We start from the raw sequence: 11,643 nt of genomic DNA on the forward strand, positions 1-11,643 counted from the left end.
AAATTTTGCGTTTGAGCGGCACAGCCTCGCTGTCACCCGGGGCGCCCCCTGTATGAAGGCAGCCCGCGGTGGGCTTCGGTTTATCTATAGATGGGCTGCGGATCGGTGCTACGAGCTACGAGGCTTCGTATCAAGGCGATAAACACGCCGAGCATTCCACCTAGCACGAGCCCTAACGCGACGATCATCATTTTCTTTGGCTTTACTGGCTTGGTCGATTGCAGCGCGGGCTGGTCCAGTCGGACCAGCTTCAATCGCTCTGTATCGAGCTTGATACCCTTGAGGCGAGCGGCCTCTTCGCGTAGCTCGGCCAAATTAGTGAGATAGAGATCCTCGCTCTCCCGCTCTTTCAGGATTTCCACTTCGCGATTGTTCTCCAGCATCGTCAGCTCGGATTGAATCTCAGCGATACGAGGCTCGATAAAATCGTCGGATTTACGATTGGCCAGCGCATCCCTTTCAGCCGTCAGCGCTTCGGTGCCCATGAAATACAACGGCATTTCCTGATTGGTCACTTCGGTACGAATGACCTGTGTACCGCTACGAGGCGCCTCAGTCATGGCGGACGGCGTCGTTGGAGTACGAATACCCAGCGACTCGGCAATCGATATAGCCTCGGTGAGTTCCTGAATGCGGTTGGTTCGGCGCGTTTTCAACTCTTCGCGCAACGCAGCAAGTTCGTCCTGGAGTTCAGCACGTTTGAGCGCACTTTCTTCAAGCAGTGTCGCGATCTTGGCTTCCTTGGAGGCGTTGTAGTTCGCGCGCTGCGCCTCCATGTTCGTTTCGAGGCTGGCCAGACGGTTGCCGATCAGGCTGTCCAGGTCATCCGCTATTTCGCGACGCTCGAGTTCCAGCACATAGGCGACAAAGTCGTTTACGACGGAAGCCCCTTCCATTCCTTTCGGGTAGGTGAGTTTCAGACCAACGAACGCACTGCGGTTGTCGGTGCGCTTCGGATCGGGGAAGAGCATTTCGAATGCTTTTTCATTGAATTCGGCGAAGGTCTGCTCCGGCGAATCACCCTGTTGGGGGATGTTCTGAAACAGCTCCTGATGACTGAGGAAGAACTCCAGCCGGTTGTCATACGACGAAAGCCCGCTCGCCACCCGGTTGATCGCTTCCTCGGGGGTAAGCTTATAGATGCCAGTTTCGTTGAGCTGGTCAAGGCTACTGTGCGGGACGGGCCGCAAGTAGGTGCGAGTTTCATAATAGGGCGTAGCAAGAAATGCATAGCCTGCTGCGATAAGCGTAACGATCAACGTCACACCAATGATCAGAAGTTTCTGCCGCCAAAGCGCGCGGAACAGCTCAACTAGATCTATTTCTTCGGGTGTGGAGGTTTGGTGCTGCACGGTCTTCCCCAATTCCTTGTTATGGATGCGCTTCATTGCCGATACGCGAACCGGAATTAGTCCATAGAGACCGATGCAAGTTCAGTAGAACTGATGATTTATGACAGTTTTTGATACGCCGGCATCTCGGATATGAGAATGCGCTCAGGGCAGCGGTTACTCCTCTTCGTTAACCCGATCTCGTAGCTCCTTGCCCGGCTTGAAATGCGGAACGAACTTGCCGTCGAGCGGAACGGACTGGCCGGTCTTGGGATTGCGGCCGACGCGCGGGGCGCGGTAGTGGAGCGAAAAACTGCCGAAGCCACGGATTTCGATACGATCTCCGGTCGCCAGAGCCTGGGCCATTTGCTCAAGCATGGTTTTGATTGCCAGCTCCACATCCTTGGACGAAAGCAGCCCTTGTTGGGTGACGATACGCTCGATCAACTCCGACTTGGTCATGGTTTTCCCTTCGTTTTCAAGCGGCTAGATCATTTGGGTTGCGGTCGTTTGTAGCATGTTGTTCAGAGTTTGAACAGCCTGGACGTCCAGGTCAGGTTTTTGGAAGGGCCGGGGCTTGAGGTGGAGATTTGCGGGGTTGTTGGGCAGACCTGCGGTCTGCATTCGCCGCGGGGGCGCGGCTCCTACAAAAGCGTGGTGGGATCGGGCTTGCGAAGGGTGGGCTGGGATTGTTGGGCAGACCTGCGGTCTGCATTCGCGGCGGGGGCGCGGCTCCTACAGGGTGCAGGTTGGCTCTGTGGGAGCCCCGACCTCGGGGCGAAGCGTTTCACGATCGACCGATGTCCGATGGTGGGGAACGGATCGCTAACGTCAATACATATAGACGTTATGCTGCAGGAAACGAGCAAAGGATGAGAAAAGCATGGACGCTTATTCGGCATCGAGTCGCCTTCGCAAAGGCCGCTGGTCTGTCCAGGGTCAGATCTATCTGGTCACGACTGTCGCTCAGCATCGACAGCCTGTTTTTCGCGACATGGCCGCGGCACGAGCGCTGATTCGCACCATGCGATCCGATGAAGCAAGAGGTACGAGCAAGACATGGGCCTTTGTCGTGATGCCTGATCATCTTCACTGGCTGGTCCAGCTAGGACAAGGCACGCTGCCTCAGCTGGTTGGGCGAGTCAAATCGATCTCAGCCAGGCATATCGGGCAGTCAGTCTGGCAGGCCGGGTTTCATGACCGAGCGCTACGTAGTGAGGATGATCTGAGGTCGGTAGCGCGATACATCGTTGCGAACCCGCTGAGGGCCGGGCTGGTAGATCATATCGGTGACTATCCGCACTGGGATGCGGCTTGGTTGTAGGTTGAGGTTGTTCGCAGACCTTTGGCCTGCATTCGCCGCGGGGTCGCGGCTCCCGCTGAAGCGTGGTGGGATCGGGCTTTGCGAAGGGTGGGATTGTTGGGCAGACCTTCGGTCTGCATTCGCCGCGGGGGCGCGGCGCCTACAGAAGCGTGGTGGGATCGGGCTTTGCGAAGGGTGGGATTGCTGGGCAGACCTGCGGTCTGCATTCGCCGCGGGTCGCGGCTCCCACTGAAGCGTGGTGGGATCGGGCTTTGCGAAGGGTGGGATTGTTGGGCAGACCTGCGGTCTGCATTCGCCGCGGGTCGCGGCTCCTACAGAATCGTGGTGGGATCGGGCTTGCGAAGGGTGGGCTGGGATTGTTGGGCAGACCTGCGGTCTGCATTCGCCGCGAGGGCGCGGCTCCCACAGAAGCGCGGTGGGATCGGGCTTGCCAAAGGTGGGCTGGGGTTGTTGGGCAGACCTGCGGTCTGCATTCGCCGCGAGGGCGCGGCTCCTACAAAAGCGTGGTCGGGTTACGGCTTGCCAAGGGTGGCCTGGGATTGTTGGGCAGACCTTCGGTCTGCGTTCGCCGCAGGTCGCAGCTCCTACAGGGTGCAGGTTGGCTCTGTGGGAGCCCCGACCTCGGGGCGATTAGCGCTTTGGGAAACAAAAAAGGGTGAGCATAAGCTCACCCGTTCAGATTCAAAGCAAAGACGATCAGTCCTCGCGATAGCGACGCAGCTTGAGCTGCTTGCCGCCGACACGGGTGTCCTTGAGTTTACCGAGCAGGCGCTCGAGGCCCTCTTCCGGCAGTTCGACCAGGCTGAAGCTGTCACGTACCTGAATGCGACCGATGGCTTCGCGGGCGAGACCGCCTTCGTTGAGGATGGCGCCGAGAAGGTTGCGCGCGGCGATGCCATCGCGTGCTCCCAGCGGAGTGCGGCAGCGGGCGCGGCCTTCGGCCAGAGGAATCGGTGCGCGACGTTCGCGATCACCGCTGCGCTCTGGTCGATCGGAACGCTCAGAGCGCTCACGTGGGCTGCTGGTCGGCACCAGCGGCTGCTCTTTTTCGACTTCAGCCAGGGTCAGCGCCTGGCCGTTGGTGGCTTTGCGCAGCAGCGCAGCGGCCAGGGCGCGGGGGCTGCAGCCGATATCGGCCACGAGTTTGTCGAGCAGTTCGCCATGGCTGGCTTCGGCATCCGCTACCAGCGGCGCGAGGCTGTTGGTGAGTTTCTTGATGCGGGCGTCCAGCACTTGCTGAGCGTTCGGCAGACGCGCCTCGGCGACCTTCTGGTTGGTCACGCGCTCGATGACTTGCAGCATGCGGCGCTCACGCGGGGTAACCAACAGCAGCGCGCGGCCTTCCCGGCCGGCACGACCGGTACGGCCGATACGGTGCACGTAGGACTCGGGATCGTAGGGCATGTCCACGTTGAACACGTGGGTGATGCGCGCCACGTCGAGGCCGCGAGCGGCGACGTCGGTGGCGACGACGATGTCCAGGCGACCATCCTTGAGCGATTCGATGACGCGCTCGCGCTGGTTCTGTGCGATATCACCGTTCAGTGCGGCGGCCTTGTAGCCCTTGGCTTCCAGCGCGGCGGCCAGATCCAGGGTCGCCTGCTTGGTCCGCACGAACGCGATCAGGGCGTCGAAATCTTCGACTTCCAACAAACGCAGCACGGCGGGAATCTTCTGGTCGGCATGGACCATCAGGTGCGCCTGCTCAATGCGAGCAACGGTCTGCGTTTTGGTGGCCACCTTGATGTGCTGCGGCTCGCGCAGATGCTTTTCGGCGATGGCACGAATGGAATGCGGCAAAGTTGCGGAGAACAGCACGCTCTGGCGGCTTTCCGGCATGGCTTCGAAGATCACTTCAAGGTCGTCCATGAAGCCCAGCTTGAGCATTTCATCGGCTTCGTCGAGCACCAGGAACTGGATAGTCGAGAGCAGTGTGCTGTTGCGGCTCAGGTGGTCAACCAGACGGCCCGGGGTGGCAACGATAATCTGCGCGCCCTGGCGGATGGCCTTGAGCTGCGGGCCCATCGGAGCGCCACCGTAAACGGCCACGACGCCAACGCCTGGCATCTGCTTGGAATAGGTTTCGAACGCGGTGGCGACCTGCAGGGCCAGTTCGCGAGTCGGCGCGAGGATCAGCGCCTGCGGCTCACGCTTGGCCGGGTCGATCTTGGAGAGGATGGGCAACGCGAATGCAGCGGTCTTGCCGGTACCGGTCTGGGCCTGGCCGATCATATCGTGGCCGCCGAGGATTACCGGAATAGCCTGGCTCTGGATCGCCGAAGGCTCTTCGTAGCCCACTGCGATGACAGCAGCGAGTACGGAGGGATGAATACCGAGTGCGGCAAAGCCGCCGATTTCCTGGGTCATGGGTCTTTTCCTGATGCTCCGCAAAGACCCATGTTCCGAAGCTGCGCATGCCATGCAAAACCCGAAGGTCACCCTGGCAGCCTGGTCGGCGGGGTTTGCGAAAACGTAATGAATGATGAATCGTCAAGGACAGCCGCGAGAAGCGGACAGCAGCCGAAGCAGCGCTTCGTGTGTTGCAGTACCTAACGCAGGCTGAGTTTCAGCCGGCGCGTACTATACCGGAATTCTGTGAAGCTGTGCGTGTAATTTGTCTTCGAGGTTAAGTTCAAGGCCGGGGGAAGCGGGTCCGTGCGGGCTATGGCAGGGAACTCTTGTTTTCGTGGGAGCCCCGGCCCCGTGGCGAAGCTTTTTGGCACTGAGCGAGCGCCAATTCGCCGCGAGGGCGCGGCTCCTACAAAAGCGATGCACGGCCTCCCCCATCTGTAGGAGCCCCGCCCCCGGGGCGAAGCTTTCTGGCACTGAGCGAGCGCCAATTCGCCGCGAGGGCGCGGCTCCTACAAAAGCGATGCACGGCCTCCCCCATCTGTAGGAACCCCGCCCCCGGGGCGAAGCTTTCTGGCACTGAGCAAGCGCCGATTCGCCGCGAGGGCGCGGCTCCTACAAGAGCGATGCACGGCCTCCCCCAATCTGTAGGGGCCCCGCCCTCGGGGCGAAGCTTTCTGGCATCGATCGAGCTCCAGTTCGCCGCGAGGGCGCGGCTCCTACAAAAGCGATGCACGGCCTCCCCCATCTGTAGGAGCCCCGCCCCGGGGCGAAGCTTTCTGGCACTGAGCGAGCGCCAGTTCGCCGCGAGGGCGCGGCTCCTACAAAAGCGGTGCCCCCGGGGCGAAGCTATTGCGCCGGGTGATGGGCTTTCCAGCAGATCGGTACGCAGCTACGGTACGAAAGCCCCGCAATCGTCTTATGCTCAGCTCGCTGGGCGTAGCGCGTCTATCAGTGAGTCCAGCGTGTAACCCAGGCGCGGCGCCAGGGCAGCAGCGCGTTCGCGCAAGGCGGCGACATCAAGGTTTTGTTCGAGGTCCGCGGGCACGAAGAGCACGACATTGCCCTCCTTCACCGGGCATTCCCAGTAATGGCGATGAAACAGCCCGCGCAGCAGCGCTGCGCCGAGCGGTTTGTCTTCGTCGGTGCCCCACTGGTTGATGATCAGCCAGCCGTCCGGATTCAGCTTCTGCTGACAGCGCTCGAGAAAGCGCCACGCCAGATGCGCTGCCGCCGGGCCCACATCCGTATAGAGGTCAACGAAGATGAGGTCGGCGGTCTCGGCCGACTCGAGCAGTTCCACCGCATCGCCAATGCGGATGTAGAGTCGTGAATCGTTCTGCAAGCCCAGGTAACGCATTGCCAGCTCCGGGACATCCGGACGCAGCTCGATGGCCTCGACGTCCTCCAAGGGCAGGAATTCAAGGCACGCTTGCGTCAGAGTGCCGGCGCCCAGCCCGAGAAACAGGGCGGTTTCCGGTGACTCGTGCAACAGGCCGCCCATCAGCATGGCACGCGTATAGTCGTACTCCAGCCAGCTGGGGTCGCGCGTGAAGACACAGCTCTGCTCGACCGCCGCGCCGAACTCGAGAAACCGGTACTCCCCTACCTCCAGCACACGGATCAGGCCGAACGCGTCTTTCACTTCGGCCAGCAACACTTCCTGCTTGTCCATTGCGCTCACTCCAAACCGGTCGGCACATGTTAACAGCCCGATTGGCAAGGCCTATCAGCGCCGGGGCAGTGCATCAGGTAAAATCTGCGTACTTTTTCGCCGACGGACACCATTTGCATGAGCCACGCCTGGAGCCCCACCAGCTGGAGAACCAAACCCATCCAGCAACAGCCCGAATACCCGGACGCCGCGCACCTGCAGCGCGTAGAGGATACGTTGGCGAGCCTGCCGCCATTGGTGTTCGCCGGTGAGGCGCGGGAGCTGCGCCGCCAGTTCTCAGAGGTCACCCAGGGCCGCGCCTTCCTGCTGCAGGGCGGCGACTGCGCTGAAAGTTTCGCCGAGTTCTCCGCGCCGAAGATCCGCGACACCTTCAAGGTGCTGTTGCAGATGGCGGTGGTGATGACCTTCGCGGCGAGCTGTCCCGTGATCAAGGTGGGCCGCATGGCCGGTCAGTTCGCCAAACCGCGCTCCTCCGGCAGCGAGACCATCGATGGCGTCACCCTGCCCGCTTACCGCGGCGATATCGTCAACGGCATCGGCTTCGATGAGAAAAGCCGCGTGCCGGACCCGGAGCGCCTGCTGCAGGCCTATCACCAGTCCACGTCCAGCCTGAACCTGCTGCGCGCCTTCGCCCAGGGCGGTTTTGCCGACCTGCACCAAGTGCATCAATGGAACTTGGATTTCATCGCCAATTCTCAGATGGCCGAGAAGTACCACCAGTTGGGCGCACGGATCGATCAGGCATTGAAGTTCATGCGTGCCTGCGGCATGGACAACGCACCGCAGCTGCGCGAGACCAGTTTCTTCACCGCTCATGAGGCGCTGCTGTTGAATTACGAACAAGCGTTCGTACGCCAGGATAGCCTCAGCGGGGGTTGGTACGACTGCTCGGCACATATGCTCTGGATCGGCGACCGTACACGGCAGCTGGACGGCGCCCACGTGGAATTCCTGCGTGGCGTGGGTAACCCGATCGGCGTGAAGGTCGGACCGAGCATGGACAGCGAGGAGCTGATCCGCCTGATCGACATCCTCAACCCGGAGAACGACCCGGGCCGCTTGAACCTTATCGTGCGGATGGGCGCGGACAAGGTCCAGGACGGGCTGCCACGCCTGATCCAGACCGTGCAGGGCGAAGGCCGCCAGGTGCTGTGGAGCTGCGATCCAATGCACGGCAACACCATGAAGGCCTCCAGCGGCTACAAGACGCGAGATTTCGCACGGGTGTTGGCCGAGGTGCGACAGTTTTTCGAAGTGCACCGTGCCGAAGGCAGCTATCCGGGCGGCATTCACATCGAAATGACCGGGCAGAACGTCACCGAGTGCATCGGGGGTTCGCGCCCGATCACCGAGGATGGCCTATCCGACCGCTACCACACGCACTGCGACCCACGCCTCAACGCCGACCAGTCGCTGGAAATGGCGTTTCTGATCGCCGAGACGCTGAAGCAGGTGCGCCCGAGCTGATGGCTACTAGCTAGCCGAATGCGAAGTTCCAGGCATGCTTGACGAGCCGGGGCAAAACCGCATGCCATCGAACTGCATGGATCGCCAGGAACCATGGCCCTGCCTAGGGGCTTCTCAGATGGGCGAGGCTTCAAGCTGCCGAATGCCAGGTTTGGCGATAATGGCGGTTGAAGCCCAACCTCACGCAGCCGCCTCTGCCATTGCCGGTCTAGATTCCCGTTGCGCATCACGCCGAACCAACGACACGGGCTCTGGTCCGCGTAATAGAAGCCGAGCGCGTCACGGGCGCGGCTCGAACATTCATCGCCGGGTGTCGTAGAGGAATTGCCTGCCATGACCGAATCTTCCCAAAGCAAAGGCGCCGCCCTGGCCGCGTGGATCGGGCTGGCGCTCGGCCCTTTGCTGTTGCTTGCCTGCCTGCTCACCGAGCCCCCAGGCGGGCTGTCGAACGAAGCCTGGCTGACGGTGGGCCTGGCCGGTCTGATGGCGATCTGGTGGTCTACCGAGGCGATCCCAATCCCGGCAACGTCGCTGCTGCCAATCCTGCTGATCCCGCTGCTGGGGATCGATACACTGGCCAAGGCCACCGCGCCCTACGCCAACCCGACGATCTTCCTGTTCTTCGGCGGCTTCGTGCTCGGGCTGGCCATGCAGCGCTGGAACCTGCATCGGCGAATCGCTCTGGCGACGCTGCTAGCCGTGGGCAACCAGCCCAGCCGCCAGATTGCCGGATTCATGATCGCCACTGCTTTTATCAGCATGTGGGTCAGTAACACCGCAACGAGCATCATGATGCTGCCCATCGGCCTGTCGGTCATCGGCCTGCTGGTGGCCGGCAGCGATGAAAAAGAAGGGGGGCGTTTCGCCATTGCGCTGCTTCTCGGCATTGCCTATGCCGCCAGCGTGGGCGGTATCGCGACACTGATTGGCACGCCACCCAACGCATTGCTGGCCGCCTTCATGCGCGAGAACTATGACGTGCAGATCGGTTTTGGCCAGTGGATGTTGCTGGGGCTTCCGCTGAGCGTGGGCATGCTGATTTTCATCTGGTGGTGGCTGACACGCGGAGGTTTCAAGCTTGCTGGTGGCGACAGCCGCGGCCTGCTGGAACAGGAAATGGCGGCGCTGGGCCCCATGTCCCGCGCCGAGAAACTGGTCGCTGTTGTGTTCACGCTGGCGGCCACCGCCTGGATACTGCAGCCGTTCCTTGCTGACTACGTAGAGGGTGTCAACGATACCAGCATCGCCATCGCCGCTGCCCTGGCGCTGTTCCTGATTCCGGTTAACCTTCGCGAACGAGTCTTTCTGATGGACTGGGAGCAGGCGAACAAGGCGCCTTGGGGCGTGCTGCTGCTGTTCGGCGGCGGTCTGTCGCTGGCCGGCGTGATCGGCGCATCGGGCCTGGCCGAATGGATCGCCGAAAGCCTGGGTGCCTTCGAGGCGTTGCCGCTGGTTCTGATGATCGGCGTCGTCGCGCTGGTGATCATTTTTCTCACGGAGATCACCTCCAACACCGCAACGGCAGCCGCCTTTCTGCCCTTGCTGGGTGCGTTGGCGGTCGCGCAGGGCATGTCGCCAGAGATGCTCGCGATACCGGCCGCTGTCGCCGCCAGCTGCGCCTTCATGATGCCAGTGGCGACACCACCCAACGCGATAGTGTTCGGCACCGGTCAGCTGCCAATCCAGGCCATGATCAAAGCCGGTTTTGCCCTGAACCTGTTCGGTGTCGTACTGGTCACCCTGCTCTGCTACCTGCTGGTGGGCTGGATCTGGGGCGGCTGAAGCGAGCTTGCGGCCCGCTCGAAAGCAAAAAGCTTCGCCCCGAGGGCGGGGCTCCTACAGAAAGCCACAGCGCGCACCGAGCCGCATTTTGTGGAAGCCGCGACCCGCGGCGAAAGCGAGCTTGCGGCCGGCTCAAAAGCAAAAGCTTCGCCCCGAGGGTGGGGCTCCTACAAGACGGCCACGGTGCGCACCGAGCCCCCTTTTATAGGAGCCGCGACCCGCGGCGGACGCGGGCCACGGCCGGCTCAAAAGCAAAAGCTTCGCCCCGAGGGCGGGGCTCCTACAGAAAGCCCGCGGCGAAAGCGGGCCACGGCCGCTCAAAAGCAAAAGCTTCGCCCCGAGGGCGGGGCTCCTACAGAAAGCCACAGCGCGCACCGAGCCGCATTTTGTGGGAGCCGCGACCCGCGGCGAATGCGGGCCACGGCCGGCTCAAAAGCAAAAGCTTCGCCCCGAGGGCGGGGCTCCTACAGAAAGCCCGCGGCGAAAGCGGGCCACGGCCGCTCAAAAGCAAAAGCTTCGCCCCGAGGGCGGGGCTCCTACAGAAAGCCACAGCGCGCACCGAGCCGCATTTTGTGGGAGCCGCGACCCGCGGCGAAAGCGGGCCACGGCCGGCTCAAAAGCAAAAGCTTCGCCCCGAGGGCGGGGCTCCTACAAGACGGCCACAGAGCGCACCGAGCCACCTTTTGTGGGAGCCGCGACCCGCGGCGAACGCGAGCTTGCGGCCGGCTCAAAAGCAAAAGCTTCGCCCCGAGGGCGGGGCTCCTACAAGACGGCCACAGAGCGCACCGAGCCACCTTTTGTGGGAGCCGCGACCCGCGGCGAATGCGGGCCACGGCCGGCTCAAAAGCAAAAGCTTCGCCCCGAGGGCGGGGCTCCTACAGAAAGCCACGGCGCGCACCGAGCCACCTTTTGTGGGAGCCGCGACCCGCGGCGAACGCGAGCTTGCGGCCGGCTCAAAAGCAAAAGCTTCTCCCCGAGGGCGGGCCACAAGAAAAGCCAAAGCGCATCCGCAGTGCTTTTCGCCTGAGGCGCGCCCCGCGGCAATTACCAGATCCCAGAAAAACAAAACCCCGCACAAGGCGGGGTTTGTCATCGAGTCGCCCGGCGTCAGGCCGGGCTTGTCCGCGTAGGCTGTATCAGGCCTTGATACGGGACTTGTACTCGCCGGTACGGGTGTCGATCTCGATCGAGTCACCGATTTCGCAGAAGGCGGAAACTTGCAGCTCGGCACCGTTCTTCAGGCGGGCGGTCTTCATGACCTTGCCGGAGGTGTCGCCGCGTACGGACGGCTCGGTGTAGACGATTTCACGAACGATGGTGGTCGGCAGTTCAACCGAGATCACCTTGTCGTTGTAGAAAACGGCTTCGCAGACGTCCGTCATGCCGTCTTCGATGAAGGTCATCACGCCTTCGAGATCGTCTTTTTCGATTTCGTACTGATTGAACTCTTCGTCCATGAAAACGTAGAGCGGGTCGGCGAAGTAGGAATAGGTCACTTCCTTGCGCTCGAGAATTACCGGCTCCAGCTTGTCATCTGCCTTGTACACAGTCTCAGTAGCAGAACCGTTGAGCAGGTTCTTCAGCTTCATCTTCACGACGGCACTGTTACGACCGGACTTGTTGAACTCGGCTTTCTGGATGACCCAGGGTGCGCCGTTGATAACGGCCACTTGGCCGGCACGGAACTCTTGTGCGGTTTTCATACGAATATCCGA

At 61.8% G+C, this 11,643-nt stretch carries 7 protein-coding genes and 1 pseudogene; 3 read left to right on the top strand and 5 right to left on the bottom strand.

Annotated features, from left to right (window positions below; genetic code table 11):
* Window positions 1-80: 80 nt before the first annotated feature.
* Together ACL0K2_RS05360 and ihfB are read right to left on the bottom strand one after the other, a co-directional pair.
* Window positions 81-1,388 carry a Wzz/FepE/Etk N-terminal domain-containing protein gene (locus tag ACL0K2_RS05360; RefSeq protein ID WP_413043963.1) on the bottom strand — a complete coding sequence of 436 codons (1,308 nt, stop codon included), beginning with the start codon at window positions 1,386-1,388 and terminating at the stop codon, window positions 81-83.
* A 120-nt stretch (window positions 1,389-1,508) separates the two neighbouring features.
* Window positions 1,509-1,793, bottom strand: a complete 285-nt coding sequence (ihfB, locus tag ACL0K2_RS05365) for an integration host factor subunit beta (protein ID WP_045164450.1) — start codon at window positions 1,791-1,793, stop codon at window positions 1,509-1,511.
* A gap of 421 nt (window positions 1,794-2,214) precedes the next feature.
* On the opposite strand from ihfB, the gene ACL0K2_RS05370 reads away from it, so the two are divergent.
* Entirely contained in the window at window positions 2,215-2,655 is a 441-nt protein-coding gene (locus ACL0K2_RS05370; RefSeq protein WP_239611905.1) for an REP-associated tyrosine transposase, read from the top strand.
* Between the two features lie 696 nt (window positions 2,656-3,351).
* Here ACL0K2_RS05370 and ACL0K2_RS05375 read toward each other — a convergent pair.
* Together ACL0K2_RS05375 and ACL0K2_RS05380 are read right to left on the bottom strand one after the other, a co-directional pair.
* A pseudogene (locus ACL0K2_RS05375) lies at window positions 3,352-5,054 on the bottom strand (DEAD/DEAH box helicase).
* 875 nt (window positions 5,055-5,929) lie between these two features.
* Window positions 5,930-6,679, bottom strand: coding sequence for a spermidine synthase (locus ACL0K2_RS05380; RefSeq protein ID WP_045162685.1), 750 nt, complete (start codon window positions 6,677-6,679; stop codon window positions 5,930-5,932).
* A gap of 117 nt (window positions 6,680-6,796) precedes the next feature.
* On the opposite strand from ACL0K2_RS05380, the gene ACL0K2_RS05385 reads away from it, so the two are divergent.
* A complete protein-coding gene (locus ACL0K2_RS05385; protein ID WP_045162686.1) occupies window positions 6,797-8,146 on the top strand; it encodes a class II 3-deoxy-7-phosphoheptulonate synthase in 1,350 nt (449 codons plus the stop codon).
* Between the two features lie 333 nt (window positions 8,147-8,479).
* Window positions 8,480-9,928, top strand: coding sequence for an SLC13 family permease (locus ACL0K2_RS05390; RefSeq protein WP_045162687.1), 1,449 nt, complete (start codon window positions 8,480-8,482; stop codon window positions 9,926-9,928).
* Between the two features lie 1,136 nt (window positions 9,929-11,064).
* On the opposite strand, the gene efp is transcribed toward ACL0K2_RS05390, so the two are convergent.
* Window positions 11,065-11,631 (bottom strand): elongation factor P, encoded by a 567-nt coding sequence (efp, locus tag ACL0K2_RS05395; protein WP_021210189.1) that lies wholly within the window; start codon window positions 11,629-11,631, stop codon window positions 11,065-11,067.
* Between the last annotated feature and the right edge of the window lie 12 nt (window positions 11,632-11,643).

The sequence above is a fragment of the Pseudomonas sp. YJ42 genome (assembly GCF_047225135.1).
Taxonomy (GTDB): Bacteria; Pseudomonadota; Gammaproteobacteria; order Pseudomonadales; family Pseudomonadaceae; genus Stutzerimonas; species Stutzerimonas stutzeri_E.

Excerpts from the sequence above, each read along its gene's own strand:
- ihfB (WP_045164450.1), bottom strand. The coding sequence starts at position 1,793 with ATGACCAAGTCGGAGTTGATCGAGCGTATCGTCACCCAACAAGGGCTG.
- ACL0K2_RS05385 (WP_045162686.1), top strand. The coding sequence starts at position 6,797 with ATGAGCCACGCCTGGAGCCCCACCAGCTGGAGAACCAAACCCATCCAG.
- ACL0K2_RS05390 (WP_045162687.1), top strand. The coding sequence starts at position 8,480 with ATGACCGAATCTTCCCAAAGCAAAGGCGCCGCCCTGGCCGCGTGGATC.
- ACL0K2_RS05380 (WP_045162685.1), bottom strand. The coding sequence starts at position 6,679 with ATGGACAAGCAGGAAGTGTTGCTGGCCGAAGTGAAAGACGCGTTCGGC.
- ACL0K2_RS05360 (WP_413043963.1), bottom strand. The coding sequence starts at position 1,388 with ATGAAGCGCATCCATAACAAGGAATTGGGGAAGACCGTGCAGCACCAA.
- ACL0K2_RS05370 (WP_239611905.1), top strand. The coding sequence starts at position 2,215 with ATGGACGCTTATTCGGCATCGAGTCGCCTTCGCAAAGGCCGCTGGTCT.
- efp (WP_021210189.1), bottom strand. The coding sequence starts at position 11,631 with ATGAAAACCGCACAAGAGTTCCGTGCCGGCCAAGTGGCCGTTATCAAC.